Genomic DNA, 18,802 nt, shown 5'->3' on the forward strand with positions numbered 1-18,802 from the left:
AGAAGCTCCATGACTACCACCCTCGCGCAGCATACCGTTACGTCCAAAGACGGCACCGTTGTCGAGTACTCTCAAGTTGGCCAAGGACCCGTTCTCATCCTGGTGGATGGGGCGCTCTGCTACCGGCAATTCGGGCCTTCCCAGGACCTGGCGGCAAAGCTGGCTCCTCATTTCACCGTCATCACCTATGACCGCCGGGGGCGCGGCGAAAGCGATGATACCCAACCATATGCGGTTGAGCGAGAAGTCGAGGATCTTGCGGCCCTCATTGAGGCCGTAGGTGGAACAGCGTATGTGGCCGGGCAATCCTCAGGTGCCGCACTTGCCATGGAAGCAGCAAATCAGCTACCAGGGATTACAAAACTGGCTCTCTATGAAGCGCCATTTGTTGTCGATGAGACAGGCAAACCGGTAACGCAGGCATTCTTAGCCAGGCTCAAAGAGGCTGTTGCGCAGAACCAGCGCTCGAAAGCGGTCAAAATGTTCATGAAACAGGTTGGAACGCCCGGTTTTATGCTTGCCATTATGCCGCTCTTCCCGATGTGGTCGAAATTGACCGCTGTAGCGCATACCTTGCCGTACGACATCAGCATCATTGTCGCTCACGGCTCAGGCAAACCATTGCCGCCTACGCTAGGGTCCAACATCAACGCTCCAATCCTGGTCATGGACGGGGGAAAGAGTCCGACATGGATGCGGCATGCAATGCACGCGCTGTCCCAGACGCTCCCCCATGCGAACTACCGCACCCTGGAAGGGCAAACCCACATGGTCAAGGCAGAAGCCCTTGTTCCCGCCCTGGTCGAGTTCTTCACTGCCTGATACTTCTAAAAGGAAAGCCCACACGTTCTATCCCTGCCAGGTTACCATCGCGGTAGCGTTGCCGACCGAGGAAGTAATCGTAAATGTCAGTTGGCCACGCTGGCCCGGCGTGCTATGGATATAGAGCGTCAACTGGCATGGTTGCCCTGGCTGACCTGTTCCCTGAAGCGGGGTGAACTGCACTGGGAGCGTCGCGGGGCCGGTTTTCCAGATCCAGGATGACACCCCCTGTCCGTTGGTATAGAACCAGAGTTTCACATCGCATCTGTAGCCAAGTGTTTCCAGACTACACTCCTGAGGAGTTAAATTCCTGGGATCAGCCTCGACTTCGAGAGAGGAAGATGAGGGTATCACGGAGGCAGAAGATATCGCAGGCGTAGGAGATGGGGCAGGCGACGGTATAGGTGTCAAGAGTGGTATTGTACGGTTACTTGATCTATCAGGCACCCTTCCCTTGGTGCTTACGTTTTCCTGGGTGGGCAAGAAAGCATGAACGCCTGAGGATGAGGGTGAAACGAGAGGATACATCTCTTTGAATGAAAAGCCCCCTAGAAAAAAGGCTGAGATAACAAGCAGGGCCAGCGCAATACCTAGCGTCCTATGATCCGGACGTATGTGAACGATATACGTACAGGAAGGCACAACGGGCGGAATAGCCTCCTCCTCGCAAATTTCTTCTCTCGACCGCTCCCCATGTGCGTGCGGTGAGGACAGAATACCAGGCGGTTGGAGAGGTAGATCACCACATCCTTCCTCGCATAATCGACGCGAACTCTCCAGTAGCCCCAACTCCTCGGCATTCTGGTCGAAAAGTGCGCAGAGTTTCTCACGAAAATACGGAGTGGGCGAAAAGAGTCCACGTTCCCAGCGACTCACCGTTGTTGCGTCTGTGCCGATTTGTTCAGCAACCTTTGCCTGCGACCAACCTCGTAGTTCGCGCACCTGTCTCAAACGATGATTAGATGCCATAGGTCCCTCCAATAGCCTCTTGCTGTAAACGTTCGATTAAGTAGCATCATGCTCACAAAATCTTCTGCAATGAATTATCCCAATTAATTGTTTTCACCCATTTATTCCATTTCCCCCTCTTACAACTCTTTATCATGAAACATCCGAGAAATCAACAAGAAAGGGGAAAGTGAATAGAAAGTGAATAGAAGGACGGCTCATTCATCTCCCATATGAATAATGGAGGGATGAACGAGCCGTCTGCTGGAATTTGCCAGCGCGAAAAGGGGTGGAGCCGATTTACGGGAAAGCCGGGTAGGCGTTGGAGACGAGCGTATCGAATGCCGCCTGGAACCAGGCTCCCGAGACCGGGGCGTTGGGCATGGCTCCGGTAGGCATGTTGTTGTTGAGCGCATCTCCGCCAAACGTCGGGTCGCACATGCGATCAAAGCCCTTACCAGTCGGGTTGTTCGGACCAGTCGGAATCAGCGAGCTGGAACCATCGGACTCACCAGGTGGTTTGATCCAGACATAGGCGTCAAAGCCTGCTGCTGGATTGGCGACTGGGCGAGCGCCAATGCCGCCGGGCTGGTTGCACCAGTTGCCCTTGGCGATGCGCTGGTCGATCCTGGTAGCATTGACAAACGTGTTCAAGTCGGTCGAGGTACTCGGGCCAGTCGGGCGCTTAGGACCACCCCAACCGTTACGCGACGTATCGATCAGCATGCCAATGGTGCTGGGGAAGCCAGCAGCGATAAAGGCATTGCGCATGTCAACGTCGTAACTCTGTTCGTCAATGTACGTGTTCCACTGGAAGAAGCTCGCCGAGCGCACTGGCTGGCCACCAACCTGCTGGTTGGCAGTCATGTATGGCTCAACGGTTGGCGTGTAGTTGGCCGTGTTGCTAATAAAGCCATCGAGACTGCTCACTCCCGCGGTCGTGCCTTTTGCCACACTGGTGGCCAGATTGACGAATGGCTGGAAGTTACTATTCCAGCCGAGCCAGCCGGAGTGAGCGATGTCGAGGAAATTGTACACGTTCGAGATCGCGTGTAGCTTGTTGAGCGCGTACTGAACCCCCTGCACATAGACGCCACTGGAGTTCGCGTCAGCACAATTCTGAATATTCAGGTTGGTAACCAGGTTCGGCAGGGAATCCGGCTCAATGATCGCCGAGACACGCAGATTAGAGAACCGCGACTGGCTTAAATCAGACGCGATCACATCAATGTAGTTGTGCTCGTAGGTCTGCAGGCCATTGTTGGCGATCTGTAGTTCACCGTTGGAGGCGAGGGCAGCACAGTCGCGGTCGGGCAGATCATAAACGACAATGGTTACTATGATCGGCTGGCTGCTGCTGGCCGCCTGTGTCTCCGCGGCATTCAAGTAATCAAGCAGGCTAGAGGTGTAACCTGCTCCACCGGTGACTGCCGCCATGCTATCGAGCCAGATGGCCGTTGGATAATTGGCAACCGCTGCCTCCTTCGCACCAAGCGTGCCACCCACAGAGGTCGCAGATGCCTTCACTTCCGCAACGTAGTTGGGGTTGAGGAAACCCTGCGCCCCAGCATACGGATTTTGCACGTGACCGCCACCTGTCACGGGAGTACCGGTCGGGGTTGGGGACGGCGTGCTGGTCGGTGTCGAGGTCGGCGTGCTAGTGGGTGTACTGGTCGGTGTCGAGGTCGGCGTGCTGGTCGGCGTATTTGTGGGCGTTGATGTGGGAGTGCCGCCGCCGCCAGAACCAGTACAAACGTTCCCATTAATAGAGAAACTGGTCGGCACGGGATTGCTCGTCGTCCATGAGCCATTGAAGCCAGGCTCTGAGCTGACTGTGCTACCAGCCGGGACAGAACCATTATACGACAGATTCGTAATCGAGACGTTCTGACCAGACTGCGTATAGTTGCCATTCCAGAGCTGTGTGACTTGCTGGCCGCTAGCAGGGAAGGCGAAGGTCAACGTCCAGTTGCTCCAGTTGGAGTCGCTGGTATTCTGGATAGTGAAACTCGTCCCGAAGCCACCAGTCCACTGGTTGGTCACCGTGTAAGTCACCTGGCAGTACGAGGCTGCGTGCGTGGGCGTCACCCACAGAAAAAGACTGCTCATCGCTATGAGCAGCATACAGGTAAGCAAACCCAGACTGCGAAGTGGCCTTTTGAACAGGGACCTTCGCAATCCGCTCTCAGAGAAATCGCGCTTAAATTCGCGCATTCTCCCCCTCCTTTGGGTGAAACTAAGGCAAACGCTCCTGGTTACCTCCTTTCTCACATATAGCGTTTGCTTCATCGATACCTTCTCATCCTTGATTGGTATATGCCGCAATTCATCTCTACCAGATGCCAGCTCCGGCGTTGCTAGCATCGTTCGTGTGAGCGAGTACGGCTATAGACAAATGATAGAAGGCGGAGGGGAAACAAACCAGAACAGATAGAAGACACTTGATCAGCAGTGAGATAGCATGTCCTTTAGGAACCTGCCTCTTATCTGTCGATTGGATGCTTCGCATGTGCCGTGGCTTTCCCGGAGAGAAACCGTATACTTTTCTTCTGTACCACTGTGAGCGGAACGGGATAGGTGGACACCATTGAGAGCAGGAGGAACATCTTTCACTTATGATTTTGTTCTGGAAACGGGCTACCCAGTACACAACACTAGCTTTGAGTATCTGGTTCCTGCTAATGGCGCTGGCGGCCTGCGGCGACACTGCCACAAGTGATCCGCAGCCAAAGCCAGCTCCAGTAGTGACGCTGCGAACGTACCAAGGAGCGGGCTTCACGCTCAATTACCCATCAAACTGGGGTGTGCACGCTTCGGGTAACCAGGTGACGTTTGCCGATCCTCAGGGGAGAAATGTGCTGGCCATCTTTGCCGATCCCGATCGAGCAGGTGAGCCAGATGCCAGTGTGGTAGCCGATCAGGCCATGTCCCACTTCAAAGGCACGCTGCTGGCAAACGCACAGGACATATCCGTTCCCCAAACCTTCGCCACGGGCAAAGTGACCTGGATTCAGCGGAGCGCAACGGGAAGCCTGGCGATTACCGATCCTGGCGTGCAGGGGAATCTTTTCCTTCTCGTGACAAACTTCCCTCCTCAGTCGAAAAATACCGTGACGTATAAGGTCGAGTACTATGGGCCAACCGCAACATTTGGCCAGGCAAATGTGAGCTTTATGCAAATGTTGCAGTCGTTTACCTTTACAACGCGATGAACGCGCACCCATAGTGTTCGTCAAGGATCTCGTGATACATGCCGTGGATCTATATATGCGGGTAACGGCATCTTACGTGGTCATACAACACACAAAGAAGGGACATGACTCACTTCAAAAAGGACGTTTATTCGGAAAGAGAGTATGCAATGACAAGGATGAGGCTTTAGCCCGCCGCAAGCCACGGTTCTTTAGACCGTGATGAGGCGTGTTCTTGAGCTTGAGCCCTTATAAAAGAGAGTACTCTATAGAACATATGTTTGACAATTTCACATCAGTCTGGTATTCTCGAAGAGAGATACCATATATTTTGCGAGAGGAGGTACTGAACATGGCAAAAGCCACGAAAACTATCAGGCAAGCGTTACACTATCCGCCGCAGTATGCCGACTACTTCGCGGCAAACCAGGTCCTCTTCAATCGCGTCATGGCCTTTTATTTTGAAGTCATCCAGGCACACGAAGGTCTTCTTGCCCTCAAAAATAAGCAGGCCCTCACGGCCCTGGAGAAACTCACCCATGCAACGGCTGCAAACCCCAATCCCATCATGCCCCTCACTGATCTCGCGCCAGATATCCCGGCGATGTTCAGACGTGCCGCCATCAATGCGGCCCTTGGTTCGGCCCGCGCATTTTCTTCCTCCCTTAAAACATGGCGAGCACGGAAGGAGAGGCACGAAGCCAAGCAAACGAAGAAGGGCAAGAAGAGGCCGTTCAGGGAGCGGCCACCGGTCCCACCCCGATCATGGAAGAAGTCAGCTCCCTTCTACGCAAGCCTTTGGCGCGAGCGTCATACCCATTCTATCATGCTCAAAGTCTGGACCGGCTCGTGCTGGTCCTGGCTTAAAATACAGATCCTCTGTCGCGATCTCCCCGATGGCTTCGAGATGGGCAGTCCGCAACTTGTCCGCAAAGGAGATCGCTGGTGGTTGCATACTCCCATCGAGAAGACATTCGAGGCTCCCGCAAAAGTCATAGAGCAACTCACCACCGCCCAGACACGGATCTGCGCGGTGGATCTCAATCTCGACCATCACGTAGCTGTGTGCAGCGTCCAGACCGTTGACGGCACCATCCTGGCTACTTCCTTCATTGGGAATGGCGCAGCGGTATCGGGCACAAGGCGCGCAACTGCTTGGACGTATTGCACGCAACCGATCTCAGACTGGCATCATTGCCGAAAATGAACAGGACAATGCTGCCCTCTGGGCCAAAATCAGGCATGTCGACGAACAGATCGCGCACCTGGTGAGCAGCCGCATTGTCCTGTTCGCTCGAAAGAACGGAGCAAGCATACTGGTTTTTGAACACCTGGGGACTCTCAAACCAGAGAAGGGCAAATATTCCCGCCGTAGCAATAGGAAACGCGCCTACTGGATGAAGGGGCGCATCTTCCGCTACTCAAAGTATAAGGCGTGGGATGCAGGCGGTCTCATCACGACCCGTGTCAATCCGCGCCATACCAGCCGGGAATGCCATCGTTGTCATAGCCTGATCGTGCGCTACAACCAGGGACAACCCCAGGAGGGCTATACTCCCGGCGCCGCCCTCTGCTTCTGCCCACAGTGCCAGATGCGCGATCATGCCGACAGAAATGCCAGCCTGAGAGTTGGACAGCGTTTGATCGAGCGTACGCAAGCACCTTTGAAGGAAAAGCCTCATGCTCTGACGCGACGTGCGAAGAGGGAGCCGAAAGGCTCAGGTGTTGGGATCTCCCAGGATGCCAAACGCCAGCTGGGACCATCTATCCTTGCGGCAAGGCGTGGAGATCATGCCAACGGGCATGGCACCGCCCAGAGAGGAAGGCGCCGGATGGGTGCGCGCCTCTTAGATATTGCGTCCCAACTACGGATTCACTTTGAGTAGTGGCTACGCCACCTATCTCACGAATCCGACTACGGCACAGTGTCAGAAGCTGCTCGGCTTTAGCCGATGCGGAGTGTCACAAGGAAGTTCATTGGTTTATTTGTGTCTAGTCGGCAGGCAAAGTGGCTGCCCGGCGCGGCGGTATGTTGCCTTCTAATCGGATGTATCGTCGCATTGAGTCCACTGGGGCAGGCAATGGCCTCAATGCGTACGGCGAGCGCGATGAGTGCCCAGGTCACGGTGAATGCGGGGCAGTCGCTGGGCACACTGACCGGCGCCAGTAAGGGACTTAATACCGCGGTATGGGATGGGAACCTTCTGGATAGTGCAGCGAGCAGCGCGGTGAAAAACGCGGGGATCCGTACGCTGCGTTATCCTGGTGGCTCGACCTCAAACGTGTATCACTGGCAGTCCAATACAACGGTGTCAGGGCAGGGGTATGCGAATCCAAACAATACTTTTGACGCCTTCATGAATATGGCGCAATCGGTTGGCGCACAGCCAATCATCACAGCCGACTATGGTGCCGGGACACCACAGGAGGCCGCCGATTGGGTGCAGTATGCCAATAAAGGAGGCTCGGGCTATACAGGGCCTGTCCCGACGTATACCGGAGGGAGTAGCACCGGTCACACCTATGGCATCAAGTACTGGGAAATCGGCAATGAGATCTATGGCGATGGCACGTATGGTGCCAGCTGGGAGTTTAACAACAACGCTCACACCTCCGCCACGTATGCCAGTAACGTCGTGAGCTATAGTCAAGCGATGAAGGCCGTTGACCCCACGATTAAGATTGGCGCAGTGCTTACTACCCCCGGCAACTGGCCCGATAGCGTGACCAACTCGGCTTCGCCGCAACCCTGGAATACGACGGTGCTCTCGACCGCGTGTTCCTCCATCGATTTCGCAATCGTCCACTGGTACCCTCAAAATCCTGGCAACGAATCTGACGCGACCCTGCTCTCAGCATCAGCGCAGATCGCCGGGATGGTCTCTACCCTGCGCTCCGAATTGAACCAGTATTGTGGGGCTCACGCCAGCGCAATCCAGATTTTCGTGACAGAGACCAACTCAGTTTCCTCCAATCCTGGGAAGCAGACGGTCAGCGTCGTGAACGTACTTTTCGAGGCCGACAATTATATGAACTGGTTGGAGAATGGCGTCACCAACGTTGACTGGTGGACGTTGCACAATGGCGCAACGGCTGGAAATACCAGTTCTTCGCTGTATGGCAACGCTCAGTACGGCGATTACGGTGTGCTCTCCAATGGCAGTTGTACGAGTTCGACTTCGGGTATTTGCGAGCCAGCGGCCAATACACCTTTCCCCGCTTACTACGGCCTGCAAATGCTCAACTACCTCGGCCAGGCGGGCGACACCATGGTCTCGTCTTCGTCGAATCAGAGCCTGGTAGTTGCCCATGCGGTCAAACAAGCCAATGGGAATCTTGCTGTACTGCTAATCAACAAAGACCCGAATAACAGCTACACGGTTTCGTTGGGACTCAGCAGTTACAACGGCGCTTCTACGGCGACGGTGTACTCCTATGGCGAGACTAGCAGTGCGATTACCTCTGCTTCTGGCTCGTCCTCCAGCGTGACGATCGCGCCCTACTCACTCACGACGGTGATTCTGCAGCCGGGCACAGGTGGAACACCTACTCCAACCCCAACCACGACGAGTACGCCCACGCCAACTCCAACCCCACCCAATACCCCAACACCTACGCCGACTTCTGGGAGCTGTAAGGTGGCCTATACGGTGACCAATCAGTGGACAGGTGGCTTTGGCGCGACCTTTACGATTACCAATACCAGCTCGACACCGATCAACGGCTGGAGCCTGCAATTCGCCTTCCCCAATGGGCAGAAAATCACCCAGTTGTGGAACGGAAACTACACGCAGAGTGGGGCCAATGTGACGATTACTAACCTCTCCTATAACGGATCAATCCCGGCGGGAGGCACAGTCAGTTCGGAACCTGGCTTTAATGGATCCTGGAGTGGCGCTAATACCTCACCAACCTCCTTCACCCTCAATGGTTCTCCCTGCAGTGTTGCTGGCTAAACTTTTTACTGAGGCAAACAAGCACGACACCTACAGCTGATTGTTTGCCTCCTCCTCTCACGTTCCCCGCAATGGGCAAAATCTGTACAGCATTCGCAATAGATGCAAGAGTAGGCGAATCGACGGGTCCCAATTTCTTGTAATTCATCAAAAAGTATGGCATATATAAAAATTATAAGTGTAATTGCTATATGTGATGCATTCTAAACAGAACCTCCTTGTCACCAAAAACACATCTATAAACAAGGTATGCCATATTTTATGGATAAGATGTGAGGTCTATATGGTTCCTTGCAGAGAGACTCTTCCACTCATCGCAGTTTCCGGGTAGAATATGAGTAGAAAAGCAAAAAGATCTGGAGGATCGGCCAATGTATTGGCTCAAAAAAGGTTTATGGCCAATTGGTATTATCATCACAAGTACAATGCTTTTTCTCCTCATACTCATAACTGTGCTATCTGTGCCTACTGTTTATGCCAAGCAGACTTTATCGAAGAATGCAATAGCAGGTACCGCTACAGTACAAACAACACCCACAGAAGATTTGACAGTGACTACTCTGAATAAAGAGCTGCTCACACAAGAACTCAATGACCAGCAGCACACAAGGGACAATTGGTTGTGGAGTAACGTCGCCACTATTCTCTCGAGTGCCCTTTCTACTCTTGTGATTGTCATTGGTGTGCTCTTTGGCTTTTGGCAATGGAGTGTAGGTCGGAAAGATACGCAAAACAAGGCGTCAGAGGATAGGCGAATTGAGCAAGATAAGGAATTGAAAGATCGGCAAGCCGAACGGGAAAAGCGAGCGGAAGAACGTTTCCAATCTGCTGTCACGGGCTTGGGGGATGAAAAAGAAGGAACCAGAATCGGTTCGGCCATTCTCTTGCGAACCTTTCTACGTCCAGGCTATGAGCAGTTTTATACACAAACCTTTGATCTAGCAGTTGCTCATTTATGTCTTCCAAGGGCTTCGTCTCCTTCAGAAAATCAAACTGCGCCTCTCACCACTCTAAGCCAAACACTAATCGTTATCTTCCGAGAGGCTTTCCCACTTGCCAGAAGCCAGAATGATGAAAGTCCCCAGATGTTAGATGCTACTAGGATTCAATTGGATAATGCATATCTCGCTCTGGCAGACGTAAGAAACATCTGGATGCCATATGCTTCTCTACAGCAAGCCGATCTCAAAGGAGCCGATCTCAGAGGAGCCAACCTCAATGAGGCCGATCTCAAAAGCGCCAACCTCGAAGGAGCCAATCTCGCGGGAGCCAATCTCAAGGGAGCAGACCTTGGAGGGGTTAATTTGAAAAGCGCCAACCTCAATGAGGCCGATCTCAAAAGCGCCAACCTCGAAGGAGCCAACCTCGCGGGAGCAAATCTCAAAGGAGCGGACCTTGGAGGGGTTAATTTGAAAAGCGCCAACCTCAATGAGGCCGATCTCAAAAGCGCCAACCTCGAAGGAGCCAATCTCGCGGGAGCAAACCTTAATGGGACCAAGCTGGAAGGAGTCAACCTCAAAGGAGCTAATCTTAATAGAGCAAGTTTTGTGAAAGCGAATCTTGAAGATGCCGACCTGAAAGATGTCAACCTCAATGACGCCAACCTCAATGGAGCCAATCTTATGAAAGCCAACCTTGAGAATGCTCAACTTGAGGGGGCTAAGCTCAAAGGAGTCAAACTGAACGGAATCACACTCTTCAGAGCAAACCTTGAGAGGGCTACGCTTTATGGGGCTGATCTCAGCAATGCCAGGCTCAATGGAGCCAATCTTAAAAGAAGTAACCTTGAAAGAGCCGTTCTTGAGAATACCGATCTTAGCGGTGCCAATCTTAGCCAGGCTAATCTTAAGAGAGCAAAATTTGAGAGAACCAACCTCTTCAAAGCGAATCTCAGCCAGACCAATCTCATAGGAGCCCGTGGACTGACAGAAGATCAATTGCTCATCTATAAAACAATGGGCGCTATCACTGATGGCCTCATAATTGATGCATCTCAATCTGATATCTCATCCCCTTCCTCAGCACAAAGGGACCCTGTAGAAACCTCATCAACTACGCTCCCTCAAGGGAGAACGCTACCATCTCACAAGACAGGTAACGAGACGACAAAGGACAAGGATTGACACTCCCCAGAGAAAGCTGCTGTTGCGCTAGCGTGTTAAATCACAGTATTGAAAGAGCTTAACAGGTTCATGCACACTTTCGATGATAATAGTTCTGTTTCAAGCCATCTCTCATTAGAGGCCTGGCTCCAGAAGTTGCTCCATCTAAAAGCTTAGCAGTAGAAAGCTTCTTGTATCATCGAAAGTGTGTATGAACCAGGTTTTTGGGTCCATTACACGAAACAAACGCCGACGAAAAGCACTCATCAGTAATCGCTTTTCCCCTTGTTTTTGGTCTTCTTCTCTGACATATTCGCCTTAATATATCAAAATTATTTGATGCAAATGCTGTCAGCTCATGGCGCATCCCGTGGACAAAGCCACTTTTCGGGGCATTTATCAAATAGTCATGTTGCTTCTCTTGTCTTATGTAATTGCTTATGTAATTGCTTATGTAATTGTCAAGCTCAATAGAAGCGAAATCAGGATCCTGCCAGATTTTTTTCGCATTCTACCATAATAAATCCAGAGAACATGAAAAAACCGCTAAAAAAGTGTTGACCTTGTTTTCTGTGAGATACATTTCTTGTACCTTTAACAAAATATTCCCAAAACGTTATGAAATTTCTAATGAAGTGCCTGTGAAGAAGGGATAGCTATACTTAAGAGTAATAATGGCGACAATGAAGGGAGAGTACAAGGATTCGTACAAAAATGGGCCATTTTGCCGGGAGGAGTCCGTCACGTTCGTATGAATGGTGACAATGAGTGCCAGCCATCCTCCCATGAAAATCTCCTGTTCGCCATTAGAGGATCGTTTCTTTTCACACAAAAAAGGAGTTTTCCGTGCAGAAACGAGCTATCCGAGCGTTTGCAGTCTCCATGTTTGTTCTCATCCTGGCAGCCTTAACCCCCCTGACCGTATTTGCGGCGCCAGCCTCACAAGAGAACACGGCTTCCTCCCTGGACACGAATCCCTACTCGCCTGCGTACCAGCACAGCTACCGACATGGCGCGGTCCCTACGACCAGTCAACAGGTTAAGATCAAAGCCTATCAGCAGACCCATTCGAGCTCAACTCCGGCAGCGTCCGCGAACACACTGTCCTATGGTGGTGGCATCGACGGCATTGGTGTGACCAGCGGCAAAGAGAAAGTCTATCTGGTTTTCTGGGGCACCCAGTGGGGAACTCAGAGCACTGACAGCAGTGGCAACCTGACTTTTTCCAACGACTCCGCTGGTGCCGCGCCACGTCTGCAGAATATGTTCAAAGGTCTGGGCACTGGCAACGAACTGTGGTCAGGCGTGATGACCCAGTACTGTGACGGTTCCGGCGTGTCGGCAGGTGCTACCAGTTGCCTATCGAGTGCTGCGCATGTTGGCTACCCGACTGGTGGTGCGTTCTCTGGTGTCTGGTACGATAACTCCGGTGCCGAGCCAGGTACTGCGAGCGGAAACCAGTTAGCCAACGAGGCAATCAAGGCTGCCGGGCACTTCGGCAACACGACGGCGGCAAGCAACCGCTATTCGCAGTACGTGGTCCTCTCGGCGACCGGAACCAACCCCGACGGCTGGAGGACGGGAGGGTTTTGCGCGTGGCACGACTATAATGGCGACACGACGCTTTCTGGCGGTGCGGCCAGCTCGCCCTACGGTGATATCGCCTTCACCAACATGCCATATGTTCTAGACGCTGGCAGCAGCTGCGGCCAGAACTTCGTTAACTCTGGCTCGGCAGGCACCCTCGATGGCTTCACCATGGTCGAAGGCCACGAATACTCCGAAACCATTACCGACCAGAATCCCGCTGGCGGTTGGACGAGCAGCAGTAGTGGGCAAGAGAACGCGGATGAGTGCGCCTGGATCTCCTCCGGCCAGGGTGCCTCCGCTAACGTCACGATGGGCAACGGCACCTACACCATGCAATCGACCTGGTCGAATGACACCAACAGGTGCGATATATCCCACCCCATCGTTGGTGGAGGAACCACAACGAATGATTTCTCGATCAGCGCCAGTCCCACCAGCCTGTCTATTGCTCCCGGTGGTAGCGGCACCTCTACGATCAGCACCGCGGTAACCAGTGGCTCGGCGGGAACCGTTAGCCTCTCGGCGAGCATCTCGCCTTCCGGTCCAACAGCCTCGCTCTCGCCCACTTCGGTCACGGCGGGTAGCTCCTCGACCCTGACCGTCTCTGTTGGCTCATCGGTCGCGACGGGAACCTATACCGTTAGCGTGACTGGCACCGAAGGCAGTGCCACCCACAGCACCTCCGTGACGGTGACTGTCACATCAACGAGCGGTGGTGGCATTACCAACGGCGGCTTCGAGACGGGGAGCCTCTCCGGCTGGACCTCCTCCGGGACGACCTCGATCAGCACCACGGTGCATTCGGGCAGTTATTCCGCTCGGGTGGGCGGAACCTCGCCTACGAACGGTGATAGCAGCATCAGCCAGACCTTCACGGTGCCCAGTGGGAAGACGCATCTGACCTTCTGGTATCGCGTGTATTGTCCGGATACGCTGACCTATGACTGGGCAACGTCGACACTGAAGGACAACACGAGTGGTACGACCTCGACCGTCCTGGCCAAGACCTGTAACACCAACGGGACCTGGGTCCAGGTGTCGGCTACGGTGACGGCTGGCCACTCCTATACCCTGAAGTTGATCAGTCACGACGATAACTATGCTGGCGACGCGACCTACACGAACTACGATGATGTTGTACTAAGCTAGCTAGATCAGTAAGCACTCACAGACGGGGATGGCTCAAGCAGCTATCCCCGTCTGTGATCATTTGGGGTCTTGACGGAAGGGAACCCGCCGCAAGCCACGCTGTTTCAATAGTAGTGGTGAGGCGTTTTTTCAGGGCTTTAGCCCCTGCTTGTTAAACCTATGTACTAATGAGAGTAGAATGGGTGAGAGCAGAACCAGCGACGAGAGAGGCGGGAGTACATCTGCCTAGCAAAAGCCACCACGATCATCAGCACATCTGCAATGAGGAAACGAGCTTGCCACCTGGTGACACTACACTTTTGGGATACTGGTCACTTAGAAGATTATCGTAAACACTTTCAAATCGAGCCCCTGCCGCATCCAGGGCTGACACCTTACTCCAGCGGCATACAAAAAAAATCGCCACCGTATGAAACATTCGTCGTCACCATATAAAAACGCCCCGCGTGATAACGCAGGGTCGGCGCAAAGATGCCTCGCGAAGCGCCGATATTCGCTAGGAAAATATTCAAAGCTGCTCGTCACCAGGTAATACTCCTGGTCAACACGACACACGCTCGGATCAGGGTAGAAGCCTGGTAGTACCGGATTTGTGTAGGTCAACTTCTCACTCATAGGCACATCCCTTACCCTTACACACAGAATTATCTTTGCAAACGTTTGCAAATCCTACAGAAGATATACTCTATTCTTCTCTGCTGTCAACCTCGGTGAAAAAAGTGCAGAACTATGTATGTAAGAACTAGCAGCGATTCGAGGAGCAAGTGCCTTTTTTTCTTCCAGACACTTTAAAATACGGGTAAGATGGTTAAAGAGAGGCTTCTGCGAGGGCCTTTAGCGCTCCGGTAAGAGATGAGAGATACCCTGCAATGCCCTCTCTTTTCAGTATTTTCATGATTTCTTTGTGCCGCGCAGGAAAAGAGCCGAAAAAAGTCTTGACAGTAAACGAGAGTCTATGGTATTACTGGAACAGAGATTGTAAACGTTTGCAAATTCACCCCTGGGGCGGATCGAGCAAATAGCCTGGTCGCTGTTTTTGATGGCTTGATCCAGGCAAAGGAAATCCATCCTCCAACGTTGAAGGAGCACAAGTTTTGCGGCAGAGAGAGACGGACAAAGGGGGCCAGATGGCGCGCGAAATCACAATTGTTGATGTCGCCGATGAAGCCGGAGTGTCATATGCGACTGTTTCGCGTGTGATCAATAATAAAGCTCATGTGAGTCCTGAAAAGCGTGAGCGTGTTTTGCGGGCCATGGCTCAACTCGGTTACGTAGTCAATATGCAGGCACGCAGTCTGGCTGGAGGTGAGTCGCGGGTCGTTGGTTTGCTGGTCGATTACCTCAGCAGCAGCTACATGGATGAAATTATTCGCGGCATCGATGAAGCGCTGGACGCCGAAAACTACGATCTGATGCTCTATACAACACACCGGCGCAAGACGAAAGAATCGGCCTACGTAACCAAGCTTACGCGCGGGCTAGCTGATGGTCTGCTGCTGATTCTGCCGCGCAACGCGGCGGCATATCTGGATACGCTGCGCCAGCGCCAGTTTCCGCATGTGATCGTAGACTATCTCAACAATAAACAGAACGTCCCATCTGTTTCAGCAACCAATTTTCGCGGAGCCTATGACGCGATGTCCTTTTTACTCTCGTTGGGACACCAGCGCATCGGGTTTATTACCGGCACGATGGAATTGGGCAGCGCGCGCGATCGCCTGGATGGCTATCACGCGGCACTGAAGGACCATGGCATTCCCGCCGATCCGCACCTGATCAGCGAGGGCAATTTTATGCAGCCACAGGGCTATCAATGCGCCCAGGAGCTGCTCAGCTTGTCTGAGCGGCCTACCGCAATCTTTGCGTCCAACGATATGATGGCCTTCGGAGTCATGGAGGCCGCAAGAGAGCGCGGACTGCGCCTGCCTGAGGATCTATCGATCGTGGGCTTCGATGATATCCCCCAGGCCTCTTATGTCCATCCCGCGCTGACAACGATTCGCCAGCCTCTCGAAGAGATGGGGCGAAGTGCCGCTCATCTCCTCTTGAAATATATTGCACACCCCAACGCGGAGATCGAGCGCATCGAACTACCGACCCACCTGATTATCCGCGAGTCGTGCCAGGCCCTGTCATTTACCAGTTAAAATGTGCCGTTTCTCAGATAACTTGCCACGCTGCCAGGCGCTTTCAGCGTATGAGCTTTCTCTCATAATGTGGCATGGGACTGACCTACATTGGCTGTTTGGGCTTGCATGGTAGTTAAGCTCATCCTTTTTCAGTTGAAAAACTGCCATGAATTCGTTTAAATGGCAGGCATTCTCGCTGTAAATCCTTATTTGACTGGGCACGATACGCGCTTTTTTACAAAAGAAAAGGAGGTCTTACTTTTCCTGAGATTCTTGGTTATTCGTCCTGTCGTATGGTCGTGCCATCATGCTTGATGTACTTCCCTGGTAGAGAACAACGACAACGAGAACGACAGTGGCGAACCCGGTTGTTGTCTGTCCAGAGTCGGGCTACTCTCCATGTGTATTTTTGAAGGGAGCATACAACCTTATGAAACGACGCGATTTTCTTGCATCTGTAGGCGCGGCAGGCGCGGCCCTGTCGATACCTTCGCTGCTGGCAGCCTGTGGGTCTTCTTCTTCCTCCTCCGGCGGGCCAGTGACTATTAACTGGTGGCATATCACCACCGGTGATCCGGGCAAATCGTTCTTGCAGGGCCTTGCCAATCAGTACACGAAGGCTCATCCGAACGTGAAGTTCAGCATTACCGTCCTCGAAAACGATGCGTTTAAACAGAAGCTTACAACGGTCATGCAGTCAGGTTCACCCCCGGACCTCTTTACGACCTGGGGCGGCGGCGTGCTTTTGCAATACGCGAAGGCCGGACTGGTGCAAGACATATCGTCTTATCTCCAGGGGAGCTGGGGTAGCACGTTTGATACATCGGCTTTGAACGTCTATGGCGATAATGGCAAATATTACGCTGTTCCTACCGATAATGGTGCGGTCGGCTTCTGGTATAACAAAGCACTGTTTGCCAAAGCAGGAATCACGACGCCTCCAGCAACCTGGACCGATTTCTTACAGACGATCAAGAAGCTACAGGCCTCAGGCATCACTCCTATCGGGCTGGGCGCGAAAGACAAATGGCCGGCCATGTACTACTGGACCTACCTGGCCGTGCGCCTGGGCGGCAAAGCCGCGTTTGATAAAGCGTATAACCGCACGGGAGGTGGATCGTTCGCCGATCCCCCATTTGTGCAAGCTGGTGTGCATCTACAGGAGCTGGTAGCCTTGAATCCTTTCCAAAAAGGCTATCTGGGAGCAGCCTATACTGATCAGCAGACCACGATGGGCAATGGTAAGGCCGCTATGGAATTGATGGGGCAATGGGCTCCCGGTAATGACAAGGGGGTAGCCACTGATAAAAAAGGCCCTGATTTCGGTCTCTTCCCATTTCCAATGGTCGAAGGTGGAGCTGGCAACCCGACCGATGTGATGGGCGGCGGCGGCGGCTACGCGGTCGGCAAGAACGCCCCACTAGCGGAGACAGCCGATTTTCTGAAATTCATGACCAACGCGACAAATGCAGCCACGATGGTCTCACAAAACATCGCCGTACCACCGATCAAAACAGCGGAGGCTGCCGTCACCGATCCACTGAGGAAGGAAGTCGACGCGATGGCCGCTGCTGCGCCCTACTTCCAGCTCTACTATGATCAGTTCCTTCCCCCAGCGGTCGGCCAGGTACTCCTGGATCAGATACAGGGTCTGTATGCCGGAACTGTCACCCCGCAGGCTACGGCCAAGGCAATTGATGATGCGGTAGTTGCGTCATTGAATCAATAGATTTATCTGTATCGCACAACCAAAAGAGTTGCAGGGCATAAAAAACCCGATGGTGCAGGGGATTGCTCCTACACTAACTCTTGCGGAAAAGGGTGCGGATGCTGATCTGTCGCGGACAGAGAGAACAGCGCCCTTGCGCTGTTTCGCTCTACGCGCGATGGATCGGCACCGCTATCCAGGCTCGCTGAAGAGCTTTGGAAAGGATTCTCGGATGCAACTGATCACTGGCTCCCGCAGCACGACGGACACGCCGGTACTGCCGCAACCTGCTAAGTTCCGACGTAGAAGAACCAAGTATATTAGCACGATTGTGCTCTTCTTGTTGCCCTGTGCCGTGCTCTACTCCATAATTGTGCTGTTTCCAATCGTCCAGGCCGCCTATTATAGTCTCTGGAGTTGGAGTGGCCTGGGGCCCCTGACGAATTTCGTGGGGTTGCGCAATTTCGTCACTGCCCTTAAAAGTGCGACATTTCTTCTAGCACTCGAGCATAATCTGATCATCCTGGTGCTCTCGCTAGCCCTGCAATTGCCGCTCTCTCTCGTCCTGGCGTTGATCATTGGCAAAACGCTCCCTGGTCGCACCGTTTTCCGCATGATTTTCTTTATGCCCTACATTCTTTCCGATGTGGTAGCGGGCGTCATCTGGCTCTTTATCTACCAGCCGAACGGGCTTCTGACCGTAGTCTGGCAGCACCTGTTCCCCGGCTCTCAGAGTCCGCTCTGGATAGCCGATACCCATGTGGTGCTCTACGCCATCTTCATGACGATGACCTGGAAATACCTGGGGCTCTCCCTGGTGCTCTACGCCGCCGCGATTCAGAATATTCCCGACGAGCTTGTCGAGGCCGCGCGGATCGATGGAGCCACCATGCTGCAGACTGTGCGCCATATTACCATTCCGCTGCTGGGCAGCACCATTCGTCTGACCATCCTGCTGTCAGCGCTGGGTTCTCTGCAATATTTTGATCTGATCTGGATCATGACCAACGGCGGTCCGGTGCATGCCACCGAAACCATGGCGACCTATCTGATGAAAAGCGGTTTCGAGAGCTTTGCAATGGGCTATGGCAGTGCGGTAGGCGTGCTAATGTTTATGATCTGCCTTGTGTTCGCATTGACGTACCAGCGTTTCGTGATGAGCAAAGACCTGGCTGGCAGCGTCACCGGGCCAACCGCATAAAGGAGA

10 protein-coding genes and 2 pseudogenes are annotated in these 18,802 nt (G+C 53.1%); 9 read left to right on the forward strand and 3 right to left on the reverse strand.

What is annotated here, in order from left to right; all coding sequences use genetic code 11:
- Positions 1-9: 9 nt before the first annotated feature.
- Positions 10-822, forward strand: coding sequence for an alpha/beta fold hydrolase (locus KRAC_RS18700; protein ID WP_007909666.1), 813 nt, complete (start codon positions 10-12; stop codon positions 820-822).
- A gap of 27 nt (positions 823-849) precedes the next feature.
- Here KRAC_RS18700 and KRAC_RS66155 read toward each other — a convergent pair whose 3' ends face one another.
- Together KRAC_RS66155 and KRAC_RS18710 are read right to left on the reverse strand one after the other, a co-directional pair.
- Entirely contained in the window at positions 850-1,791 is a 942-nt protein-coding gene (locus KRAC_RS66155) for a helix-turn-helix domain-containing protein (protein WP_007909668.1), read from the reverse strand.
- Positions 1,792-2,070: 279 nt separating this feature from the next.
- Complete coding sequence (locus KRAC_RS18710; RefSeq protein WP_007909670.1) at positions 2,071-3,984, reverse strand: glycoside hydrolase family 6 protein; 1,914 nt, start codon at positions 3,982-3,984, stop codon at positions 2,071-2,073.
- 401 nt (positions 3,985-4,385) lie between these two features.
- Between KRAC_RS18710 and KRAC_RS18715 the strand changes: the two genes are divergently transcribed.
- The 5 genes and pseudogenes from KRAC_RS18715 (at position 4,386) to KRAC_RS74575 (ending at position 13,758) form a co-directional block, all read left to right on the forward strand.
- Positions 4,386-4,982 (forward strand): hypothetical protein, encoded by a 597-nt coding sequence (locus tag KRAC_RS18715; protein ID WP_007909672.1) that lies wholly within the window; start codon positions 4,386-4,388, stop codon positions 4,980-4,982.
- 331 nt (positions 4,983-5,313) lie between these two features.
- Positions 5,314-6,847 (forward strand): annotated as a pseudogene (locus tag KRAC_RS66160) (RNA-guided endonuclease TnpB family protein).
- A gap of 204 nt (positions 6,848-7,051) precedes the next feature.
- The gene (locus KRAC_RS18730) at positions 7,052-8,917 is read left to right on the forward strand and encodes a cellulose binding domain-containing protein (RefSeq protein WP_157506804.1); all 1,866 of its coding nucleotides are present in this window, start codon (positions 7,052-7,054) and stop codon (positions 8,915-8,917) included.
- 371 nt (positions 8,918-9,288) lie between these two features.
- Positions 9,289-11,040, forward strand: coding sequence for a pentapeptide repeat-containing protein (locus KRAC_RS61950; RefSeq protein WP_007909676.1), 1,752 nt, complete (start codon positions 9,289-9,291; stop codon positions 11,038-11,040).
- 825 nt (positions 11,041-11,865) lie between these two features.
- Positions 11,866-13,758, forward strand: a complete 1,893-nt coding sequence (locus KRAC_RS74575) for a carbohydrate binding domain-containing protein (protein ID WP_007909681.1) — start codon at positions 11,866-11,868, stop codon at positions 13,756-13,758.
- Positions 13,759-14,153: 395 nt separating this feature from the next.
- On the opposite strand, the pseudogene KRAC_RS79535 reads toward KRAC_RS74575, so the two are convergent.
- Positions 14,154-14,373 (reverse strand): annotated as a pseudogene (locus tag KRAC_RS79535) (family 43 glycosylhydrolase); the annotation flags it as partial.
- A 479-nt stretch (positions 14,374-14,852) separates the two neighbouring features.
- On the opposite strand from KRAC_RS79535, the gene KRAC_RS18755 reads away from it, so the two are divergent.
- The 3 genes from KRAC_RS18755 (at position 14,853) to KRAC_RS18765 (ending at position 18,796) form a co-directional block, all read left to right on the forward strand.
- On the forward strand, positions 14,853-15,905 hold the full coding sequence (locus tag KRAC_RS18755) for a LacI family DNA-binding transcriptional regulator (protein WP_007909685.1): 1,053 nt from the start codon (positions 14,853-14,855) through the stop codon (positions 15,903-15,905).
- Between the two features lie 412 nt (positions 15,906-16,317).
- A complete protein-coding gene (locus KRAC_RS18760) occupies positions 16,318-17,616 on the forward strand; it encodes an extracellular solute-binding protein (RefSeq protein ID WP_007909686.1) in 1,299 nt (432 codons plus the stop codon).
- 133 nt (positions 17,617-17,749) lie between these two features.
- On the forward strand, positions 17,750-18,796 hold the full coding sequence (locus KRAC_RS18765) for a carbohydrate ABC transporter permease (RefSeq protein WP_169460912.1): 1,047 nt from the start codon (positions 17,750-17,752) through the stop codon (positions 18,794-18,796).
- The last annotated feature ends 6 nt before the right edge of the window (positions 18,797-18,802 follow it).

This window comes from Ktedonobacter racemifer DSM 44963 (genome assembly GCF_000178855.1).
GTDB classification, from domain to species: Bacteria; Chloroflexota; Ktedonobacteria; order Ktedonobacterales; family Ktedonobacteraceae; genus Ktedonobacter; species Ktedonobacter racemifer.

What these genes read in the sequence shown, in the direction of transcription:
- KRAC_RS18710 (WP_007909670.1), bottom strand. Translation starts at nt 3,984, where the DNA reads ATGCGCGAATTTAAGCGCGATTTCTCTGAGAGCGGATTGCGAAGGTCC.
- KRAC_RS66155 (WP_007909668.1), bottom strand. Translation starts at nt 1,791, where the DNA reads ATGGCATCTAATCATCGTTTGAGACAGGTGCGCGAACTACGAGGTTGG.
- KRAC_RS18700 (WP_007909666.1), top strand. Translation starts at nt 10, where the DNA reads ATGACTACCACCCTCGCGCAGCATACCGTTACGTCCAAAGACGGCACC.
- KRAC_RS18715 (WP_007909672.1), top strand. Translation starts at nt 4,386, where the DNA reads ATGATTTTGTTCTGGAAACGGGCTACCCAGTACACAACACTAGCTTTG.
- KRAC_RS18760 (WP_007909686.1), top strand. Translation starts at nt 16,318, where the DNA reads ATGAAACGACGCGATTTTCTTGCATCTGTAGGCGCGGCAGGCGCGGCC.
- KRAC_RS18730 (WP_157506804.1), top strand. Translation starts at nt 7,052, where the DNA reads ATGCGTACGGCGAGCGCGATGAGTGCCCAGGTCACGGTGAATGCGGGG.
- KRAC_RS61950 (WP_007909676.1), top strand. Translation starts at nt 9,289, where the DNA reads ATGTATTGGCTCAAAAAAGGTTTATGGCCAATTGGTATTATCATCACA.